Here is a 20977-nt window from a genome sequence, read left to right on the forward strand (position 1 = left end):
TCCTATGGTCCTCATGGCCGATCACGTACATGTTCGCCATTCGGCCCTGTGACCACCGTGTGCGCTCATCCGCCTGCTCCCCCCACGTGAGAGGCACCACCATGGAACGACGAAGTCTCCTGGCCGGCGGAGTCGCGCTCGCCGCGCTCGGCATACCGGCATGGACCGCGCAGAGCGCGCACGCCGCGAACACGGCCGCGCTGCCCGCCGGGACGACACCGCCGCGCGCGGACATCGTCGACGTTCTGCGGCGGGTCGCCGACCAGTGGATCGGCGCCCACCCCGACAGCGGCGACAGCCAGTGGGCGGACTCGACGTTGATGAGCGGTCTCGTCGCGCTGTACCGGCTGACTTCGGATGTCACGTACCTGAACTACGTGACCGGCTGGGCGCAGAACCACGCCTACGGTCTCACCGGCGGCACCACCACCCGTGACGCGGACAGCCAGACAGCAGGCCAGGTCTATCTCGACCTCTACGACATCGCCCCCGCCGCGAACAAGATCGCCGCGATCGAGGCGTGCCTGCACAACATGACGTACGTGAACCAGGTGAGCAAGAACGACGACTGGTGGTGGGTCGACGCCCTGCACATGGCGATGCCGCAGTTCGCCCGGCTCGGCGTGATGCGCGGCGACAGCGGCTACCTCGACAAGCTGTACAAGCTCTACTCGCACACCAAGAACGCCGAGGGCGGCCCCGGCCTCCTCGATCCGGCGACCGGCCTGTGGTACCGCGACAAGAACTTCCTGCCCGGAGGGATCGTCTCGCCGTCGGGAAAGCCGGTGGTCTGGTCGCGCGGCAACGGCTGGGCGGTGGCCGCCCACACCAAGGTGCTCAAGGCGCTGCCCGCGGGCCAGGCGAACGTGCCGGAGTACCGCACCGCACTGACCCGGCTGATCACCGCGGTCGCCAAGGTCCAGCGCCCGGACGGCTTCTGGAACGTGAACCTCGCCGACCCGAACCACTTTCCCGGCCCCGAGACGAGCGGCACCGCCTTCTTCACCTACGGCACCGCCTACGCGGTCGGTGCGGGCCTGGTCGACCCGGCCGCGTACCTGCCAGTCGCGGCCCGCGCGTGGAACGGCCTGGTGGCGGCCGCCGTGCACCCCGACGGCGTGCTCGGGTACGTGCAGAAGGTCGGCGACCGCCCCGACTCGAGCCAGCCGGTCACCTACGACAGCACCGCCGACTTCGGAGTCGGCGGCTTCCTGCTGGCCGGCACCGAACTGGCCGCACTCGCCGCCCCCGGCGGCGCCGGCCTGCCGGCGCCGGGAACGTACGCGCTGCGCGCCCGGATCGACAACGCGTTCGTGTCCGCGGCGAACGCCGGCGCCTCCCCTCTGATCGCCAACCGCGCCACCGCGCAGAGCTGGGAGACCTTCGACCTGACGGTGTCGTCCACCGGCAGCACGACGCTCCGCGCCCACGCGAACAACCTGTTCGTGTCCGCGGCGAACGCCGGCGCCTCCCCTCTGATCGCCAACCGCGCCACCGCCCAGGGCTGGGAGACCTTCACCCTGGTCTCCAACCCCAACGGCTCGGTGAGCCTGCGCGCACAGGTCAACGGCAAGTACGTGACGGCAGCCGCCGCCGGAGCCTCCGCGCTGATCGCGAGCGCTCCCGTCATCGGCACGTGGGAGCAGTTCGACCTCGTCGCCCTCTGACGCCCCTGGGGCACGGCACCGCGCGGCGCAAGCGTCAGGTAGACGCTGCGCGTACGCTCGGCCCATCCGCGCCTGGATGCCGGGGAGTTGCAGACAGGTGGCCAAGCCGCGGGCCACGGCGCGGGAGGCAGGCCGTCCGGCTCGGTCCCGAGGCGGACCGGTTCAGCAGGGACGCCCCGCCCGCACCGGCACCGGCACCGGCACCGTCATCCGCCGTCCGGACCCTGCACCTCCCCGGTGGCGGCGGCCGGGTCCGGGCCCTCCGGGGAGTGCGCGGCCGGGAGCGGTTCCGCCTCCGGGGCCGCGCCCCGGTCGGAGTCCGCGCGCTGCCAGCGAAGGCTGACGTCGAGGTGGGCGCTGCCGTTGGCGCTCGCGATGATCCCGCCCAGCTTGCCGTCGAGCACCACGCCGAAGCTGACCTCCACCTCGTCGGGCCGGTGCGCCAGCCCACGGAACTCGTCGATGACCTCGGCGGCGGCGGCGGTGATCGGCGCCAACGCCGTCCGCAGGGTCCGCTGAGCGGTCTCCAGGCGCCCGCCGAGCCCGACGGCGCCGCTGCCCGCGCGGGCGGTGGGCGCCACCAGGACGACGGTTCCGTCGGACAGGGCGAACTGGACGGCATCGGACATGGGATCTCCTTCGAGAGGACGCGGGCGAACCGCCGCGGGGCGTCAGCGCGCCACCGCGCACAGCTTGTCCTGCGGTACGGGGGTGTCCCCCCGGTTGTCCTGAACGGTCCTGAGACCGCCGAGGAGATCCTTGAGGGACGTCGGGTCGGCGGTGTAGGTGAGGACCGCCCGGGAGAAGGCAGCGGAGACGTCGGGCCTCATCGTGTCGGCGGCGGCGAAGCACAGAGTCCACCCGGACCCCGGCTGGAGCATCGCGGCGATCCGCCGCTGGACGGGGTTGCGGTACGCGTCCAGAGCCACCTGCCGCAGGGCGGAGAACCCGTAGCCCTCGTCCGCCCCCACCCAGGCCCGCTGCGCTCCCGGGCCCGACAGGTAGGTGAGGAACCTGCGGGCAGCCGGGTTGTCAGTCGTGAACATGCCGACGAAGTCCGCCGACACCTCCAGCCGGTGGCCGGCCGAGGGCGTCACGAAGTCGTAGTCCGTGCCGGGGCGCAGGTTGGCCGAGTAGCCCATCGTGGCCATCGTGCCCTGGCCGAGCCGGCACGGGGGCGGGTCCGCGGTCATCGCCGACCCGGCGCTGGCGAACAGGCGGGCCGCCGTGCTGGAGATGCTGGGCCCCACCAGCTTGCGCCAGGTCTGCCAGGCGTCGACGACCTGCGGCGCCGTCCACGGCAGCCCGCCCGAGAGCCACTGCTCGTACGGGCCGACGCCGCCCTGGGCGAGAATGATGTCCGCGATCCAGTCGGCTCCGGGCAGACCGGAGGTGGGCCCTGAGGCCAACCCCAGGCACCAGTACGCCGGGTCCTTCCGGGACCGGGCCTCCAGGGCGGCCGGCCCGGTCGGCGGCGGCCCGTCACGCGAAGCCGAGGGGCTGTACCAGACGAGGCTCTTCACGTCGGCCTTGACCGGCAGGGCGTAGACCGTCCCCCGCACCGACGCCAGGCCGCCGAACGGCTGCGCGTAGTCCGCCGTGGACAGGTGGAGCGGCTGGAGCCGGTGAGCCTGCACGTACTGGTCGATCGCGCCGACGCTCGGGAGCACGGCGAGGTCGGGCGGCACGCCGGCCGCCGCCGCCGCGTCGAGCTGCTGGGTCATCGCCCGGGCGACCTCGATGTCCACGTGGACACCGGTGGCGGACTCGAACTCCTTGACCACCGAGTAGAACGCCTGGAACTCGCCGTCCGACCACGGGACCATGATCGTCACGCGCTGCTGCCGCGGTCCGGCGCCGCAGCCGGCCACCGCCAGCAGCAGGGCGAGCACCAGCGCCCCGCACACCGCCCGCGTCACCCTCGACGCTCCCGGCGCCGTCCTCCGGCGCCTCCTCCCCGTCCGCGGCGCCTCCCGCGCCGTGCCCGCCCTCACGTCGGCGGGAAGCGGTACTCGGCCAGCCGCGGCCGGTACGCGAGGTAGGCGCAGACGCCGGCCGCGGCCAGCAGGCACAGCGCGAGCGTCATCGTCAGCGGGTGGCCGGCCCGCGGGTCCCCGGCCTGCCGGTGCACGTCCACTCCGCCGAGGACGGCGACGGCGGCCCCGACGGCCGCCGTGGCCAGCAACGCGCCCAGCAGCAGCGGATCGACGTGCCGCCGGAAGTGCCGCGCCAGCACCCAGCCGGTCGCCAGGACCAGCAGCAGCATGAGGGCCGCGGGCCCGGTGAGCAGCGACCAGGACCAGGCGGGATCGAGCCAGTGCGAGCGCAGCTGCGCGTCGCGCGCCGCCGTCTCCAGATTCGCCAGGTCCCTGAGCGAGGAGATCAGGCCGCCGGTGTCGGGAATGGACGCTCCGGTGTCCGGATCGACCTCCTGGAGCGCGTTCAGCGCGTCATAGGCCGCGGCCACCTCGCGGTCGCCCCTGTCACGGGCGAAGTCACCGGCCGAGATCTCCGCCAACTGCACGCAGTTGGTCAACTGGCCCTGCACGAACTGGATCTCGGCCAGCCCCCGCCGCCCGGCGGCATTGCCGGCCGCCGCCGTCGTGACGTGGTTGTACACCTCGGCCGTGGCATTGGCGAACTCCGTCCCCGTCCCGATCAGAGCGACGTTCCCGCCCGCGAAGGCGTCTATCAGCGCCGCGTTCGCGTTGCCCGCGGCCGTCACCGCCAGGTTGACGTCCGCCACCGCCTGCTCGGTGCGGCGCGCCGCGCGAAGCTCCTGGCCCGCCTGGACGGACACCGTCAGATACAGCAGCGCGGTGGCGGCGACGAGGACCAGGACGCCGGTGCGCAGCCAGCGCAGCACCCGGACCGGGTGCGTGGCCCGCAACCGGGCGTACCAGCCGGCCGGTCCGCGCCGCCGGGTCGAACGAGGACCCGGCCGCCGGGCTGCCCCACCGTACGGCGGCGACGCGGTGGGCGCCGTCATACCGCGTCCCTCGGCTCGCCGTCGTCGCCCCGGGCGCCGGGCGCGGGACCACCGTCCGCCACGCGGTGCCCGCCGGGGCCGGGCTGCCGGTCGACCGCCGGAAGGCCGTCGCCGCGGCTGCGGCCGTCCGGCGACGGCGCGTCGAACCGGTTGCCGCACGTCTCGCAGTGCTTGAGCAGCCGCGCCGTGGTCGTCGTGCCGCAGTGCGGGCAGACACGGCGGTGCACGCCGTCGTCCGCGGGACGGCCGGGAAACGCCCCGGTCAGCGGCGCCGCACCGGTGGCGGGCAGTGCGCCGGTCCTGGTCGAGTCGAGTCCGAGCTGCTGCATCTCGCCCCTGGTCACGTTCCGGCGCAGCGCCGGCTGCCCGCCGCGGATCACCCGCACCGACCTCAGCAGCGCCAACCGGTTCGCGTCACCGAGACGTTCGGCCAGCTCCACGGCGATCGCCAGTTCCCGGTCGGCCCTCGCCAGATCGCCGCGCTGCCAGGCGTCGGCGCAGGCCCGCATCGCCGTACCCAGCTCCCGCTGGCTCTCCACCCGGGTGAGGTCCGCCGGCTGGGCGGTCCTGAAGCCCGGAGTCGCCCGCCGCCGCACCACGACCGCCCGGGTGTCGGCGTACGGCGGGCGTTCCCCGCCGGGACGCTCGGCGCGCAGGGTGATCCTGGCCGCCCGCAGGTCCTCGTCGACGGGCAGCGCGTCGGGGTCGAACCGTAACGACAGGTGGTACTGGCGGACCTCCGGTGACCAGGCGCCGAGCGGGATGTGCACCTCGTCGCCGTGCTGCTGCCGCTGGCCGGTCAGGTCGGCCTCGACCGGACGGGTCTGCCGCACGAAACCCAGCCGGAACCGGCTGTTGAGACGCAGTCCCAGATACACCCGGGGGACCACGATCCGCCGGGCCCGCCGCATGAGTTCCGTGAAGTCCTCGGTGAGGTCGGCGGCGCTGACGACGGCCTTCGCGGTGCCGTGCAACTGCTGCGTGATGCGCAGCAGTTCGCCGTACTCCCAGTCGTCGCCGAGCCCTCGCGCGTCGCAGACGAAACGGTCGCCGCACGCGGCCAGCGCACTGTCCAGGGCCTCGGGCGTTTCGTGCTCGTCCCTGCCGTCGGTGTAGAGCACCGCGTGGCGCACGGCGTCCTCCGCCGCGGTCGCCGCGAAGAGCCGGTCGGCGCACTCCAGCCAGGTGCCGATCGCCGTGCCGCCCTCGGGCAGCAGGCTGACGACCCGCCGCTTGGCCGCTTCCCGCCCGGCGGCGTCGATCCGCACGACACCGCCGCCGTCGACCGGATGGACGACCTCGGCGCGGTGGTTGCCCGCGACGATCCCCAGGTACGTGCCGTCCGGCAGGGTGTCGATGGCCGCGCACATGGCGCGTTTCGCCTCGTCCAGCTTCCCCCGGCCGGCCATGGACAGCGACCGGTCCATGATCAGGACCTCGACGGACTGCGGAGCCGGGCCCGACCGCACCGCGGAGAGCGCCTCCACCGTGATCAGCGCGTCGGTCCGCGTGACGTCCGCCGCCAGGTCAGAGGCCGCGTCCACCTCGACGGAGAAGGCCAACCCCATGGGTGGGGACTGCGCGTGGCCGTCCACCGCCCGTTCCGGCGGATCCTGTCCCGGCGGCCGCTCCCCTGGCGACCCGGCCGCCGATCCGGCCGAACTTCCCCCCGGCGATGACGGCCGCCCCCGCGGCCGTTCCTCCGACGGCGACCGCTCCTGCGGTAACCACCCCGACGGCGACTCGTCCCCCACCGACACCACCCGACCGCGTCACAAGCCCGCCCTTTGGCGGGCTAGGAGTTTAGCGCCCCGGACCGCTCCGGGGAACGTGACGTCCCCGCCCGGCCGCTCCGCCCGGGCCAGCGCCAGGTGAGCGCCGGGCGCAGCCGGTTGGCCAGATCGACCACCGTGGTGTGGTCGCGCTCGGTCGGGGCGTACCGCGCCACCTCCCGCACCACCTCGGAGAGTTCCCTGCGGTCGTGGGCGAGGACGCACTCGGCGTACCGGATCTCGGCGATCAGCCCGGCGGCCGCGGCGCCGTCGAGGTCGAGTTCGTCCACGGCCGCCCGCGCCCGCGCCAGGTCGTCGGCGGTCGGCGCGGCCAGATCCGGGCCGGCGATGACGCTGACCCGCAGGCGGACGCCCGCGATCCGCGCCTCGCGCTCGTAGCGGAACTCCTGCGCGAGCCGCTCCGCGGTGGCCACCGCCGCCGCCCGCCTGCCCGCCAGCAGGTGCACCCGGGCCAGGCCGAAACCGGCCGCGCCGAGGGCGGGCGCGGTGTCGAAGACCGTGTCGTAGTGCGACTGGGCGACCTGGAGGTCACCCCCCAGTTCGGCGCACAGGCCGAGGGCGAACTGCGGGACCAGCTCGCCTGGCAGTGTCCGGCGCACCGCCATGAACTGGCCCGTCGCGGCCTCGCAGTCGCCGCGCGCCAGGGCGATCAGCCCCCGGTACCAGGAGCGCAGCCAGTGCCCCGCGGGCAGCGGCGCGTCATCCAGCGCCAGCCGGGCCAGATCCGTGTCACCGTGCCGCAGCGCCAGCCGGCAGGCGGCGAGCCCGCTCGCCGCCCGCTCCGCGACGACCGGCTCCTCCGGATCGGCCAGCGGGGCGGGGAGCGCCACCGCGATGTCCTCGGGCAGCGGGGAGGCGAAGGGCGCCGACAGGGTCAGCAGGCCGTCCGCGGTCAGCCCCGCCGCGGCCCAGTGGCCGAACGGCCGGGCGGCGCCCAGCCCGCCGTGCAGCGATTCGGTCACCGAGCCGAACAGCCCCGACGCTCTGCTCACCCGCAGGCCGGTCGGCGGCGCCGCCACGATCTGCCGGATCACGCCGCCGACCTGCTCGGCGAACTGACGGGCCGACACGAACCTGCGCTCCGGAGCGGTGACGTCGGTGGCGCGGTCCAGCAGCAGGTGCAGCGAGTCGACGCCGGGCGCGGTGCGGTCCCGCAGGTGGCGGCTGCACACCTCGGCCAGCGTCATGCCGAGGCAGAACAGGTCGAAGCCGGCCGTGGGCCGCAGGTGCTCAGGGTCCGGCCGCCCGGCCGCGTCGTCCGGCGGCGCGTACGCCTTGGTGTAGGCGACGAGCGGCCGGATGTCGTCCCGGGTCCTGAGCGAGCCGAAGTCGATGAGCCGCACGCGGTCGCGGGCGCCGGCCGTGCTCTCCTCGCGGAACCGGATGATGTTGGAGGGTTTCACGTCGCAGTGCAGCAGCCCCTTGGCGTGCAGGTAGTCCAGCGCCTGGAGGATGCGCAGCCCGTGGGCGAGCAGGACCTCCAGCCGGTCGCCGGGCCGCGCCGACAGGGGAGTGCCGGGAATGTACTCCAGGACCAGGTGCGGGCCCTCGTTCTCGTAGCTGAGGATGCGGACGATGCTGTCGTGCCGCAGGCCGACCAGCGCGTCCCGTTCGGTACGGGCGGTCTCGGCCACCGACCGGTTGCGCAGCGCCTTGAGCACCACCCGGGTGTCGAGGTTGCGGTCGTGGGCGAGGTACGCAGCCCCGTACGAACCCGAGCCGAGGACGCGCTCGACCTCGTACCGTCCGGCGATGACCTGGTCGGCGTGGGACCGGCCGAAGTCGAAGGGGTCGCCGCAGTTGGCGCAGAAACCCGATATTCGGCCCGGCTCGCCGTCGTGGCCGCGCCCGACGGGCTCCCCGCAGGCGGTGTTGGCGCAGAACCGGTGCTCCTCGGCGACCGGCCCGGCATCCGGCGGCGGCTCGTCGGGGAGTTCGGGCGCCAGATCGGCCTCGACCAGTTCGAGGACCCACCAGGGGTCGGGGCGTACGTTCGCCACCCCCACACTCGCGCCCTGCGGGGCCTGCCTCGGTCCGGCCGCCGGGCGGCCGCCGTCCGGCGCCGGGAGCCGGGACGCGCCGGCCGGCAGCCCCAGCGGGCGCCGGTCGCAGTCGGTGCAGAAGCCCTGCTCGTCGATGACGCCGCGCCCGCAGTCCGGGCGATCACAGCGGTTCATCCGTCACCCCTCGCCTCCCCGCGCGCCCCCGTGGCCTTCGCGCCCCGGGCCGTCGCCGTCGCTCGCCTCGCCGCTGCCACCGCCGCCGCTGCCACCGCTTCCGGCGTCGCCGCCCCGCCCCCTTGCGCGGTCCTGCGCACCGATACGCCGGTTGACCTCGTCTGTGTACCGCTCGACGAGGGTGCGTGCCGCGACCAGGTCGATGGGCGGCGTACGCAGTCCGCGGGCGGCGGGCGCGTGCAGGACGGCGAGCTGCCGGTCCTCGTCGCCGTAGTAGCGCGCGGCCCGCATGCGCTGCAGTTCCAGGCTCTGCCGAAGGTCCTCACAGGTGTCGGCGAGCCGCCGCAGGTCGCGGTCGTAGCGGGCGACGGCGGCCCGCGCCGCGACCGCCTGCTCGTGCACCGCGGTGACCTCGCCGTTCGGCTCGGTGCCGCGGGCGACGGCTAATCGCACCCGCAGGCGCGGCGCGAGGCTCTGCGGCAGCTGCGGCGGCGCGAAGAACTTCAGTCCCCACTCGGTCTGCAACCGGGCCGCCGCGGTCTCCTCCGCGGCGAGCCGCTCGACGGCTGCCGCGGCTGCCGCCGCGCTCACCACCCCGTGGGAGCCCGCCGGCGAGCCGCCGGTCAGCGGTTCGGGGTCCAGCGACACCTCGTGGGCGAGCCCGGCCGGCGGCGGCCCCTCGAATCCCAGGACCAGCCTGATGCCGCGTGAGCGGGCGCGGGCGGCCAGCGGCCCCAGCACCTCGGCCATCAGCACGTCCGGGTCGGTGGCCCGGTCGATGCCGGCCACCACCACGCAGGGCGCGGGCCGCAGCCGAAGGAACTGGCGGACGAACCCCGGATCGTCCCGACGCAGCCCGAACCGGTCCGCGAGATAGCCCCGCACCTCGGCGGCGGACCGGCCGCGCGCGTCGAACGCCGCGTCGATCGCGCCCAGCCCGAGGACGGTGTCCCCGGGCGCGTCGGTGAGTTCGGCGTCCGTGACGGTGGCCCGGGCCGCCGGATCGGCGGTCCGCACCAGGCGTACCAGCCACGAGTCGCCGGTACCGGTCGCCCCGCCGGTGCGGACCACGACGGTTCCCGACCAGCCGCCGTCGAGCAGCCGGGTCAGTTCCTGCGTCAGCGCGAGCCGCAAGGTGTCGCCCAGCACGTCGTCGGGCCAGTCGGCGCCGGCCGGACCCAGCCGGTTGGCGCGGCCGCCGCCGGCCGGCCCGATCTGCGGCAGGTAGGCCAGCACCGCCTCGGTCGGCAGCATCCAGGCCGCCCTGGCGCCGCCGTTGACGTAGTCGGCGACCACGATGCCGATGACGCGCCCGTCGAACTCGCCGCCCAGCGCCATCACTCCGGCGCCCGAGTAGCCCCGCTCGATCCACGGACCGCCCGCGTGCACCTGGTTCAGCAGACCCCACTCGCCCTCACGGCCGCCGGAGCCGGCCAGTTCGGCGTCCGTCCCGATGCCGTACGGCTCGGCGGCGGGGAAGCCGTACACCCGCACCCGGCCGCCGGAGATGGGCGCCTGCCACAGCGCCGTGCGGGTCCCGCAGTCCGTCGGCTCGTCGAGTTCGAGCAGCGCCACGTCACCGCGCCGGGTGCCGTTGCGGTGCACCCAGGACTCCGGGGCGACCCGCGCGGTGCGGCTCCACTCCGGGTGGCAGGCGACGCTGCTGATCCGCACGTGCGGCACGCTGCCCTCCGGAGCGGCCCCGGCGTACCGCACGACGTGCGCGCAGGTGAGCACATGCCGCTCGTCCAGCAGCACCCCGGCCCCGCACGGCGAGCCATCCGCGTCGTCGACCCTCACTCGCCAGGGATTCTCGCTGTGGTGATGGCTCGCCATACGCCTACGGTAATGCCGCCGGCCGCCGTGCGGGCGGGCTTGCCGGTACGGGCGCGTTCCCGGCGCCCCGGCGCCCCGGGCCCCCCGAGCCGGCGTACGGCTGCCCGCGCGCAGGCCGGGCGCACCCCGGCGGGAGCGAGTGCGGCGGCCCGCGGCCCTTCGCCGGGACACAGGTTGGCGGAACCGCTGCCCGGCGGGAGACCGTGCGGGGACAATCCGACCATGACGCGCTCCGGATTGTCGGTCGAGGTCCTGAAGGACAACGGTGATGTGCGCGGGAGCAGTTTCGTGCTCCCGCCAGAAGCCCTGCGAGCACTGGGGGCCGTCGCCGACGTGCACGCGACGACCCTGGTGCCGGGGGCTGTTCGCGGCGATCACTTCCATATGACGCGCCGCGAGCTGCTCCTGGTGATGCACTGCGAGGCATGGTCGCTGCACTGGGACGACGGGGAGGGCACCGCGGTCCGGCGGCGCCGGTTCGAGGGGACGGGCGCCGTGCTGGTGACGGTTCCCCAGCTCAGCTCGCACGCCGTCGTCAACGAGGGCGCCGCGCAGCTGCGGATCATCGGCATGACCGACGGACCCTACGATCCGGCCGCGCCCGACGTCTTCCCCCGCCCGGTGAGTCGGGCATGAGCGAGCCGGGCTCCTTCCCGACCTTCTGCCACATCAGCCAGTACGGGCAGCTCGGATACGAGAACCTCCACCGGATGCTGGCCGTGAGCAGCCCGCTCAACGTCTGGGCGCCCTCCAGCGTGGAGCTGGCCTCCGGGCGCTGGCCGATCAGTGTCGGCCAACTGCTGCGCTACGTGGAGCAGGGCCACCTGCGCATCATCGCCCGCCGTGAGTGGCTGACCGACCGCCGCAAGCGCGACGACCACCCCTGGGAGGGCGCGCGCTGGTGCCCGCCGGTCGACGACGCGCTGAAGGCGATCTTCGAGAACGACGAGAGCGAACCCGATCCCCGGCGCCGCAGGGTGCTGGCCGCCAGGGAGGAGGACGGCGCGCGGTGGGCGCGGGAGTATGTCGACTCGCACCCGGGGGAGGTCGATCGCTGGTACCGGATCGGCCACGGCAGCCGGGCAGGCGACCGCATACCGGCGGGCACCCACGAGGCGGTTCAGCGGCTGCCGGACGACCGCCGGAAGGTCGCCTGCGCGGTCCTGCGGGACGCCTACAACCACGGGCAGGCCATCATCGACGCGGACGCGGAGTGCCCCGTGCTGCTCGCACCCTCCGACGCGCGCTTCTTGAAGATCATCAGCTCCATCCCCGCGGACGGTGGCCCGACCGCGCGGATCGGGGAACAGCGGCGGCTGGCCAGGACCCACCACAACCTGGGCACCCTCACCCGGACCCTGGTGGAGGACCTGGGCAGGCTCGAACCGCGCCGGGCCGATCTGGCCGACTTCATCGGCCACGAAGGCCACACCATGCTGGTGGCCTGGTTCGCCGCGCTCGCGGAGGAGGTCAAGCGCGAGGACCCGCGCCGGGTCGACGAGAAGGCCAGCCGCGCCCTGCGGGACGGCCTGGCCGGTGGGCGTTTCGACGGCTTCTCCACCGCCGGGCTCGGCCGGCGGCTGGCACCCACGCTCGACTTCGCCACGGCAGCGGTGGGAGTGAGCACGGCGGCCCTGGGCGTCGCCCTGTCCCAGGACACCCTGGGTGTCCTCGGCATGCTCACCTGCGCGTACGACGTCGGCAACGGTCTGGGCAAGCGCCTGGGCTGGATTCCCGCGCAGTTCGACGGTCCGCAATGGCCCTTCCTGTACATGTACGGCAAGCAGGCCACGCAGCGGCGGCGCCGGGAGGTGCTGCAACGCCTGGACGTCGGTGAGGCCGGGCGGGACTAGCACCTGTGCCCCGGGACCGCCGGCGCCGGCGTCACGCCGACTCCTCCGGCGACAGCCCCTCTGCTAGCCGACGAGGAGGCGGAGACCGAGTTCCGCCGTGTCGAGGTCGGTGAGGTGGTGGTTGCGGTCGGTCCATCGGCCGGAGGAGAGGTCGTCGCGGAGGCTGTCGACCGCGCGTTGTTCGGCTTTCGGTCCGACTCTGGTCCACACCGACACCGCGCGGCGCACGTGTTGCTCCAGGTATGCCTCGGGTCGGCGCCAGTGTGCCTCCAGGAATCCGTCGGCGCAGTCCCAGGGGATGGGTACCGGTTGTGTGCGGGCGCCGATCGCGTCGGCGAGCTCGTCCAGCGAGGGGCGGCCGGCGACGAGGCGGGCGACGTCGGGCAGGTAGTCGCGGGTGAGCCAGAACCGGTGGCGCCAGCCGGAGTCGGTGGTGTCGTGGGTGAAGACCACCACGCGGCGGGCCACGCGCTGCATCTCGCGGAGCCCGGCGATGGGGTCCTGCCAGTGGTGAACGGTGCTGAAGGCCATCGCGGCGTCGAAGGACCGGTCCTCGAAAGGGAGGCTCTCCGCGCGGGCGGCGACGCAGGGCGCCGCGCCGGCGGGGCGCTGTGCGCGCATGACCGCCGAGGGTTCCACCGCGGTGACGTCCCGGTCGGGGGGCTCGTAGGACCCGGTGCCCGCCCCGACGTTCAGTACCGTCCGTGCGTCTCCGAGCGCGTCCCAGATCTGCGCGGCGATCCGCGGCTCGGTGCGCCGGGTCGCCGGGTAGGCGGACCCGATGACTTCGTACAACTGCGCGCCGAACACCTTCAGTTGGTCCTCCGGTGTGGTCTCGATGCCCATCGCCCGTGCCTCCAGTTCTCTGTCTATGGCCGTCACCATGGCGGCGGCTCGGTCACGCTGTTCCAGCAGCAGGCCGCGCAGCCGGAGCAGGTGCGCGACGGTGTCGGTGGCCGGGTCGTCGACCAGATCCGCGATCTCGCGCAGTGCGAAGCCCAGCCGCCGGTAGGCGAGGACCTCCCGCAGTCGCTCCACATCGCCCGCCGCGTAGGCGCGGTACCCCGCGCCGGTCCGCGCGGACGGCCGCACGAGGCCGATGTCGTCATAGTGGTGCAGCGTGCGGACGGTCACGCCGGCCAGCTCCGCCACCCGTCCCACGGTGAGGTTCTCTTCCACGCCACGACCATGCAGCATGACGCCGCGTGAGGGTCAAACGCTGTGCCGATGCCCGCCGCGTGCCAGTCGCGCCGGGGCGCACAGCCGCCCGCCCGGTCGACGACGGCCCGCCCAGTCCGGGCACAAGCGGCAGCCGGTGAATCCTCCAGTGCGGTCAGAACGCGTCGACATGTCGAGGCACGGTGATCGCCGATCCCCCCCAGCCTCCCAGCCCCCCCAGCCCCCCCGCGGACCCGTTCCGCTGTCCGGTGACGCCGTTGCAGGGTGCGGTGATTCGCATGGGGGGACGGCCGGTGCACGGCCGGAAGCCGGGGGGCTTCAGACAACCGTCGCGCGGCCGGTCCGCGCCGACCCGTGCCCGCACCTGGCGCCGCACGCGTCGCGCGCGATGCCCGCTCCTGGAAACGCGTCCGGCCGCTCGGTTCAGCGCGCCCGGTAGGTGGCGTACCCGAAGTCGGCGTAGCCGCCCTCCGCCCCGATGTCCTGGACCCACAGGCCGAGGAAGGCGCCGGTGAAGGCGGGGCTCTCCGCGTGCCCGCTGCCCGCCTGGCGGTCGCCCGCGTACTCGTCGGACAGGATCGTGGCGTCCAGGGCCGGTCCCAGTGCGGTCCACGAGCCGGTCGGCAGCCGGTACTCGAACCGGATGTCCCGCGCGTCCAGACCGACGCGCAGCAGCACCTGCGCGTCGCCGCCGACGGCCGTGTCCGCCTCCGGGTGGGCGATGCGGACGCCGTTGTCGCAGCTGAGCAGCGACAGGACGGTCTGCCCGCCGTCGTCGGCCGTGAGATAGGCGTAGTGCCAGTTCCGGCTGTCGTAATAGGCGGTGACGCCCGCGGTCTGCCGGATGTCCGCCGGCCTGAACTCGACCGCGGCCTCCAGCGAGCAGTGGTGGCTCGTCGCCCGGCGGGCGACCAGGCTCGGGGCGCGCAGGCCGCGGGGGGACTGGCCGCCGTGCAGCCGCAGATGGGAGGGCCGGGTCGTCAGGTCCACCCAGTCGGGCGCGGCCGGCCTGCGCAGCGTCGCCCAGTGCGGGCCGAGGACGGGCGCGTCGAAGTCGTCGCGGTCCGGCTCCGCCGGGAAGGGGTGCGCCGGCAGGTCGGGGGCCGCCACCTGGACCTCGGGGGCGCCGTGGGGAGTGCGCGGCCAGCCGTCAGCGGTCCAGGTGACGGGCTGCAGCGCGGTCTCCCGGCCCAGGACGCAGCGCCCCAGCGGGCTTTCCGGCCGCCCGACCAGGTGGGCGAGATACCACTCGCCCGCCGGGGTCTCGACGAGGCTGCCGTGGCCGGCCTTCTGCAGGGGCAGTTCCGGGTGGCCGCGTGAGGTGAGCACGGGTCCCGCGGGGTCGGCGCTGTAGGGGCCGAGCAGGGTGCGCGAACGGGCCACGGTCGCCTGGTGGGCGTACGAGGTGCCGCCCTCGGCGGTCATCAGGTAGTACCAGCCGTCGCGCCGGTAGAGGTGCGGGCCTTCGGTCACCCCGGCGTCCGTACCGGTGAAGACGGTGTGCGCCGCGCCGGTCAGCCGCTGCCGGGCGCAGTCCCACTGCTGTACCTGGATGCCGGCGAACGGGTAGCGGCCCGGCCGCCAGTCGCCCGCGGGGCACAGGAACCAGCAGCGGCCGTCGTCGTCGTGGAAGAGCGAGGCGTCGAAGCCGCGGGCGTGCACCGGCACCGGATCGGACCAGGGGCCTTCCGCGGTCGGCGCCGTCACGACGTAATTCTGTGCGTCCCACCAGCCGCCCGCGAAGTTGTCCACCCGGGTGAAGACCAGGTGGAAGAGGCCGTGGGCGTAGGAGAGGCAGGGCGCCCACACGCCGCCGGAGTCCGGGACGCCCGAGAGGTCCACCAGGCGGCGTTCGTCCAGGGCTCCGCGCAGCGGCCGCCAGTCGACGAGGTCGCGGGAGTGGTGGATGCGCACCCCCGGGTACCACTCGAAGGTCGAGGTGGCCAGGAAGTAGTCGTCGCCGACCCGCAGGATCGACGGGTCCGGGTGGAAGCCCGGCAGCACCGGATTGGTGATCAGCCGGCTGCCGACGCCGAGGTGACCTGTCATGGGCGTGCTTCCTTTGAACGGGTCGAAATTTACCAAGTGATTGAATGGATTTAATCACGCCTCACCGGCATCATGGCAGATGGAAACCGCAGATTCCTGTGGCGTTCTTTGCGCTGTTTGGTACGTTTCAATTCGTTTCAACTCCGTGGCGGCGGATCGGGACCGCTCTACCGGCGGGTGTCCGCGGCGGGCGCCCGACGGCTTCCCGCGGTCTGCGCCCCGCCCGGATGTCCCCGCTTGTGTTCGGTGAAAGGACAAATCGTGGCGTTCTCATCGTTCGACGACACTCCGGCCGCCCCCCGGCCGGTGGCACAGGCCCCCGCGCTGAGTCGCAGGGCCGTGCTCGGCGCGGCCGGAGCCGCGGCTGCCGTGGCCCTGGGCGCCGGCCGGGCCTCCGCGGCCTCGCTGACGCCGGCGGCCGCGCTCACCGCAGGCCCCCTGGTGCTCGACGGCACCGTCGACGCGGTCGGGATCTGCTACAGCGTCTGGCACAACCTGGCGGCCGGCCCCGGAGTGGCGGTCTACGACAACACCGACATCCTCAACACCTCCCACGCGACGGGCAATCCTCCCGCCTGGGGTCCGCTGAACGCCTTCCACTACTGGGGCCGGCCGGCCACCGGCTACTACCGGTCCGACGACGTGGCGGTGCTGCGGACGCACGCGAGCCAGCTCAGCTCCGCGCGCGTCGACTTCGTCGTGGTGGACGCCACCAACGTGCAGGGCGCGCGCGACGCCGGCAGCGACAACCTCTACTACAGCCCGATGCAGGTCCTGCTCGACACCTGGCACGACATCAGGTCCTCCGGCGGCGCCACCCCCTACGTCGTCCCCTGGGTCGGCACCGCGGCCTCCAGCTCCGACCCGGCAGGCCCGGGGCGCGAGACGTGGAATGCCTTCTACGCCTCCGGCGCCTACGACGACCTGTTCGTGGCCTACCAGGGCAAGCCGCTGCTGCTCACCACCGACCAGCTCCCCGACGAGCTGCGCACGCACTTCACCCTGCGCAAGATGTGGGGTCTGCAGGGGCAGTTGGCGGACCAGGAGTGGAGCTTCCTGCAGGACTACCCGCAGCAGGTCGGCACGTCGGGCGGCGCGCCGGAGCAGCTCGCGGTCTGCACGGCGCTGCAGCACACCTACATGACCGCGCCGGATGCCGTCGGCCGCCAGGGCGGCAGGACCTTCCGCGACCAGTGGAGCCGGGCCTTCGACGTACGCCCGAAGGTCGCCATGCTGACCTGGTGGAACGAGTGGATGGCCCAGCGCTTCCAGGACGGGTCGGGCAACACCCTCTTCGTCGACAACTACGACGAGCCCTACAGCCGCGACATCGAGCCCATGGATCCGAACCAGAGCGGTACGCACTCCGACATCTACTACCAGTGGATGAAGCTCTACATCAACGCGTACAAGAACCACGACCCGTTCCCCACGGACCTCATCCAGTCCTGACCGTCCTGCCGGCCGGGTACCTGACGGCGCAGGCCCGGTCCCGCCGAGGCGGGGCCGGGCCTGCTGGGCGTGACGCCGCTCGGATCCCGACGGCAGGCCCTGGAGCGGTGCGGGTCAGAGCTGGGTGATCGGGCGCATCGCCAGGCCCTCGGTGCCGGCCCAGCCGTACACCCGCGCCGCGCCGTCGTAGGAGACGGAGTGCAGGCCGTGGGGCAGGTCGAAGACGAGCGTGCCGTTGAGCTCGGTGCCCTCACCGGCGACCAGGGTGGCGGTGAACCGGTCGGACTGGTCGTACTGCGCCTCGCCGCCCTCGTCGTTGCCGAAGACGTACAGGCCGGCGTAGGCCGTTCCGCCGCCCGCGACGACGACGGGCTCGCCGTGCGGCGCCTCGAGCAGCCGGACGATCGGGGCGTCGCCGCCGGCGCCGAGTCGCACCTGGGGCGCGTCGTTGAGCACGCAGGGCGTCCTGCTGCCGTTGACGACGGTCAGCAGGAAGTGCCGGGGGGTCTCCCCTGCGGGGTCCTGGAGCTCGACCCCGGTCCTGAGCTGGCTGACCTGGCAGTCCTGGTGGCCGGTGCCGTTGCCGCCGCCGGTCTCACCGCCGTCCCCCGACGCGCCGTCCTTCGTGGCGGCGCCGGCGCCGCTGCTGCCCGACCCCGTTCCGGCCGCGGTCGAGGCGCCCGAGCCGGCCGTGGGCCCGGCGCTCTTCGACGCGCTGTTCCCGGCCGACGCGGACTGCGAGGGGGCGGCGGCGTCGTCCCCCCCAGAGGACTGGCAGGCCGTGGCCCCCAGCAGGGCCCCGACCACCGCGGCTCCCAGCAGGGCGCCGCGCAGTCCTCGACGTACGGAACCGGCTCTTGTGGCCTTCGCGTTCATGCGTCTTCCTCTTCCCCCGTGACCGGACCCCAGGGACCGGTCGGTGTGCAACCTCTACAGGCGATGGTGACCGCTGCCTGTCCTCTGTTCACCCCCGCACCCGGGTCTGTTACCGCCCGCGCACGAACTGACTACCGCCGCGTGACGATGCGGCAGCCAACGGCCCGTCGTCGGGGGGGGGCCGTGGCCCCGTGGCCGGCGGGGCGTCGGGATCGTTTCGACGAGCCGTCAGGCCGTGTTTTCCACGGCTCTGCAGCCGCGGGACATGGACTGGTACTGAGAGCGCGCGGCCACGTCCGGCTCGCTGGAACGCATCCATGTCCCGCGCACCGGCACCGGCCGGCCCCGCTCCACACCCGACCAGGTCATCGCCGACAAGGGCTACAGCTCCCGCGGGTTCCGCGCCTGTCTGAGGCAACGCGGCGTCGCCACCAGGTGCGACGAGACCGCTGCCTCGTACGAGGCAGCGTGAAGCAGAGTGGCGGGCTGCCGGTTGCGGTGGCCGAAACCTCATCCTGTGCACCGTGCCGGCAGGCTGCTACTTTCCGCAGGACCCATCGGATCAATCCTCATATGGAGGACCATGTGACGGCCCAACGCTGGTTAACGGTGCTCGGCGCGGCCCTGCTGTGGCTGTCCATGGCGTCCGCCTCCGCCTCCGCCTCCGCCTCGGCGGAGCAGCCGACGGCAACGGCGGCGACGGCTTCTGCCACCACCGGCTCAGTCGCCGACCCGGCCACCGGTCACCGGCCGCCGGCCGCAACCGCGCCGAGCGGGTCGGCTGCGGCTCCTGGTGCCGTCAGCCCGCATGCCGATCCGAGTGGGTGCACCACATCCGTGGCGTGGGTGGTCCAGGGCAACAACTACTTCTACGGCAAGGGCAGCGTCCAGTGCACCACCGGGCGCTACAAGGCCAAGCTCGTCTGCCGCAACAACCAGACAGGCACCGCTTACGCGCTTTACGGCACGGAGGTCGTCAACGCGCCAGCGACCGCCAGCGCGACCTGCAATACCGGGAACACGGCAGAGACCGTGCAGGCGGTGGCCGATCCGGTCGGAACCGGCCTGACCGGCTGTGTCACCTGGGCCGAGTGGGTGACTCAGGGCACCGACCACTTCTACGGCCGCGGCAGCGTCCAGTGCGACTCCGGCCAGTACCACGTCAAGATCGTGTGCCGCAACAACCAGACCGGCACCGCGTACGTGATCAGCGGTACGGAGGTGGTCTCCGCCCCGGCCACGACGAGCGCCGTCTGCAATACCGGGAACACCGCCGAGACCGTCCAGGCCGCCCTCTCCCCGGCGACCGGCACCAGCGGCTGCGTCACCTGGACCGACTGGGTCACCGAGGGCAGCAGCCACTTCTACGGCAAGGGCAGCGCCCAGTGCGACTCCGGGCAGTACCAGGTCAAGATCGTCTGCCGTGACCAGCAGTCCGGCACCGCGTACCTGACCTACGGCGCCACCGTCGGAGCCCCGAACACCTCCATCGCGACCTGCCGAACCGGGAACACCGCCGAGACGGTGCAGGCGGCCCCCTATCCGGCGAGCGGCCCCGCGAGCGGCTGCGTCACCTGGACCGACTGGGTCACCGAGGGCAGCAGCCACTTCTACGGCAAGGGCAGCGCCCAGTGCGACTCCGGCCAGTACCGCGTCCAGGCCACCTGCTACAACAACCAGACCGGCCAGACCTACATCCTGTACGGCCCCACCGTCGGCGCGCCGTCGGTATCGACTGTGACCTGCTACACCGGCAACACCGCACAGAGCCTCGTGGCACAACCGCAGTAAGGAGAACGGCGCCCAGCCCGGTACCTGACCGCCGTGCCACCGCCTTCCCCACAAGTCCGGACGTCGCCCCCGCCCCGGCCCTGGCCACGCGGCGCGCCCGCGACACCGTCGTCGTGGGCGCCCCGCAGGTCACGTACTGGATCACCGCTGGGGACTGCAAAACGTTCGGTGTCACTCCTGATCAAGGAAGACGCATCGCTGTCGGAATCGGTCCGGTGCTTGAACGCGGTGCGGCCGTGTCTGGTGCGGTCCTCGGCCGCGACGGGCGGCTTCGCGAGGGGTCGCGGACCGGCAGGGTGAGGGTCTGCTCGGCGGCGCGGTCCGGGCCGGCCGGCGTGGCGGCGGATGCGGCGGTGGGGGAGATCAGGACGGCAGAGGTGGCCGCAGCGCGGACGGCGACGGCCGCGCGCAGGCGTAGGCGCGTGTTGGTGATCATGCTCATGATGTACGGGTCCGGGCGGTCCTGGTGAGGGATCGTCACCCCCGCGCGGCGATGTCGGGAGTGCCGGTGGGTCCGGGCCGTCCGCGCCCGGGTGCTGTCGCGGTGGCGCCGCTGATGTTCCGGGTCGATCCGCCAGGTGGCCACGGTGGAGTGTCACCCGTGCGGGTGGGGTTCGCTGAGTCTGTGACTCCTTCCGTCCGGGGGGCATGGCGGCGCGGCAAGATCGTTGCCCCGACACACTCCCGCGGAGAGGAAGCCCGTGACACACCACATGCTGACCGGTGCCAGGCGCCTGGCACGGCGCCGTAGCCGGATCGCCCTGGCATCAGCGGCCGCTGTCCTGGGAACCCTGCTCGCGGGCGGTCCGGCCACCGCCGCGACGGGACCCGACGTCGCCGTCTCCCTGGTTCTGGATTCACCGAAGCCCGGAGCGCCGAACACCGTCCTCGGGGGTGCCGGCCGCGGCTGGATCACGAACACCGGGGACACCACTCTCCCCGCGGGCGTCAGCGTGTACTTCACCGTCCGCAATCTCGCCGTACCGCCCCTGATCTGCAAGCACGGCGACTCGAGCCGGATGTGCAGCGAAATCCACGCCGTCGGTGTGCTCGGTGGAGACGGCACCGCCGCGGTGCCCGCCCCGGTCATCGACAACGCTGTGCCGCCGTGGGTGATCATCACCACCAGGGACCTCGCCCCCGGCGAAGCCGTCACCTACCGCTGGTCCGTTGGTCACTACGCGCCTTGGCACCGCGTGGCGGCGGTGGCATCGGTCAGTTCTCTGCCCGCGGGTGTTACCGACGTCGACCAGAGCAACGACACCGCCACCGTCGCACGGCAGGACGGCACCGGCTTCTGACCCCCGCACATTCA

General features: G+C 73.5%; 16 protein-coding genes. 6 read left to right on the top strand and 10 right to left on the bottom strand.

The annotated features are described in order from the left end of the window. Window positions 1–101 precede the first annotated feature (101 nt). Complete coding sequence (locus V2S66_RS24325; protein WP_330798398.1) at window positions 102–1667, top strand: glycoside hydrolase family 88 protein; 1566 nt, start codon at window positions 102–104, stop codon at window positions 1665–1667. 206 nt (window positions 1668–1873) lie between these two features. Here V2S66_RS24325 and V2S66_RS24330 read toward each other — a convergent pair whose 3' ends face one another. From V2S66_RS24330 to V2S66_RS24355, 6 genes are all read right to left on the bottom strand, one after another. Continuing rightward, window positions 1874–2296, bottom strand: a complete 423-nt coding sequence (locus tag V2S66_RS24330) for a CU044_2847 family protein (RefSeq protein ID WP_330798400.1) — start codon at window positions 2294–2296, stop codon at window positions 1874–1876. A gap of 42 nt (window positions 2297–2338) precedes the next feature. Beyond that, entirely contained in the window at window positions 2339–3586 is a 1248-nt protein-coding gene (locus V2S66_RS24335) for an ABC transporter substrate-binding protein (RefSeq protein WP_330798402.1), read from the bottom strand. Window positions 3587–3657: 71 nt separating this feature from the next. Beyond that, on the bottom strand, window positions 3658–4656 hold the full coding sequence (locus V2S66_RS24340) for a hypothetical protein (protein WP_330798405.1): 999 nt from the start codon (window positions 4654–4656) through the stop codon (window positions 3658–3660). Beyond that, complete coding sequence (locus V2S66_RS24345) at window positions 4653–6224, bottom strand: vWA domain-containing protein (protein ID WP_330798406.1); 1572 nt, start codon at window positions 6222–6224, stop codon at window positions 4653–4655. The genes V2S66_RS24340 and V2S66_RS24345 overlap by 4 nt, the downstream gene beginning before the upstream one ends. Window positions 6225–6451: 227 nt before the next feature. Then, a complete protein-coding gene (locus V2S66_RS24350) occupies window positions 6452–8626 on the bottom strand; it encodes a tetratricopeptide repeat protein (RefSeq protein ID WP_330798409.1) in 2175 nt (724 codons plus the stop codon). Window positions 8627–8629: 3 nt separating this feature from the next. Then, on the bottom strand, window positions 8630–10462 hold the full coding sequence (locus V2S66_RS24355) for a trypsin-like peptidase domain-containing protein (protein WP_330798410.1): 1833 nt from the start codon (window positions 10460–10462) through the stop codon (window positions 8630–8632). Between the two features lie 222 nt (window positions 10463–10684). Between V2S66_RS24355 and V2S66_RS24360 the strand changes: the two genes are divergently transcribed. Beyond that, window positions 10685–11098 carry a polysaccharide biosynthesis C-terminal domain-containing protein gene (locus V2S66_RS24360; protein ID WP_330798412.1) on the top strand — a complete coding sequence of 138 codons (414 nt, stop codon included), beginning with the start codon at window positions 10685–10687 and terminating at the stop codon, window positions 11096–11098. Then, window positions 11095–12315, top strand: a complete 1221-nt coding sequence (locus V2S66_RS24365; RefSeq protein ID WP_330798417.1) for a hypothetical protein — start codon at window positions 11095–11097, stop codon at window positions 12313–12315. The genes V2S66_RS24360 and V2S66_RS24365 overlap by 4 nt, the downstream gene beginning before the upstream one ends. Before the next feature lie 63 nt (window positions 12316–12378). Here the strand turns inward: V2S66_RS24365 and V2S66_RS24370 are convergent, their stop codons facing one another. Next, a complete protein-coding gene (locus tag V2S66_RS24370; protein WP_330798419.1) occupies window positions 12379–13512 on the bottom strand; it encodes a MerR family transcriptional regulator in 1134 nt (377 codons plus the stop codon). Between the two features lie 405 nt (window positions 13513–13917). After that, the gene (locus V2S66_RS24375) at window positions 13918–15543 is read right to left on the bottom strand and encodes a glycoside hydrolase family 43 protein (RefSeq protein ID WP_330798421.1); all 1626 of its coding nucleotides are present in this window, start codon (window positions 15541–15543) and stop codon (window positions 13918–13920) included. Window positions 15544–15804: 261 nt separating this feature from the next. Here V2S66_RS24375 and V2S66_RS24380 point away from each other — a divergent pair, with 261 nt between their 5' ends. Then, complete coding sequence (locus V2S66_RS24380; protein ID WP_330798422.1) at window positions 15805–16995, top strand: hypothetical protein; 1191 nt, start codon at window positions 15805–15807, stop codon at window positions 16993–16995. Window positions 16996–17109: 114 nt separating this feature from the next. Here the strand turns inward: V2S66_RS24380 and V2S66_RS24385 are convergent, their stop codons facing one another. Beyond that, the gene (locus V2S66_RS24385) at window positions 17110–17871 is read right to left on the bottom strand and encodes a DUF4232 domain-containing protein (RefSeq protein ID WP_330798424.1); all 762 of its coding nucleotides are present in this window, start codon (window positions 17869–17871) and stop codon (window positions 17110–17112) included. A 585-nt stretch (window positions 17872–18456) separates the two neighbouring features. On the opposite strand from V2S66_RS24385, the gene V2S66_RS24390 reads away from it, so the two are divergent. After that, window positions 18457–19662 (top strand): hypothetical protein, encoded by a 1206-nt coding sequence (locus V2S66_RS24390; protein ID WP_330798426.1) that lies wholly within the window; start codon window positions 18457–18459, stop codon window positions 19660–19662. A 181-nt stretch (window positions 19663–19843) separates the two neighbouring features. On the opposite strand, the gene V2S66_RS24395 is transcribed toward V2S66_RS24390, so the two are convergent. Further along, window positions 19844–20098, bottom strand: coding sequence for a hypothetical protein (locus tag V2S66_RS24395; protein WP_330798427.1), 255 nt, complete (start codon window positions 20096–20098; stop codon window positions 19844–19846). A 265-nt stretch (window positions 20099–20363) separates the two neighbouring features. Here V2S66_RS24395 and V2S66_RS24400 point away from each other — a divergent pair, with 265 nt between their 5' ends. Next, window positions 20364–20963, top strand: coding sequence for a hypothetical protein (locus tag V2S66_RS24400; RefSeq protein ID WP_330798429.1), 600 nt, complete (start codon window positions 20364–20366; stop codon window positions 20961–20963). Window positions 20964–20977 lie beyond the last annotated feature (14 nt).

This window comes from Actinacidiphila polyblastidii (assembly GCF_036353415.1).
Classification (GTDB): domain Bacteria; phylum Actinomycetota; class Actinomycetes; order Streptomycetales; family Streptomycetaceae; genus Actinacidiphila; species Actinacidiphila polyblastidii.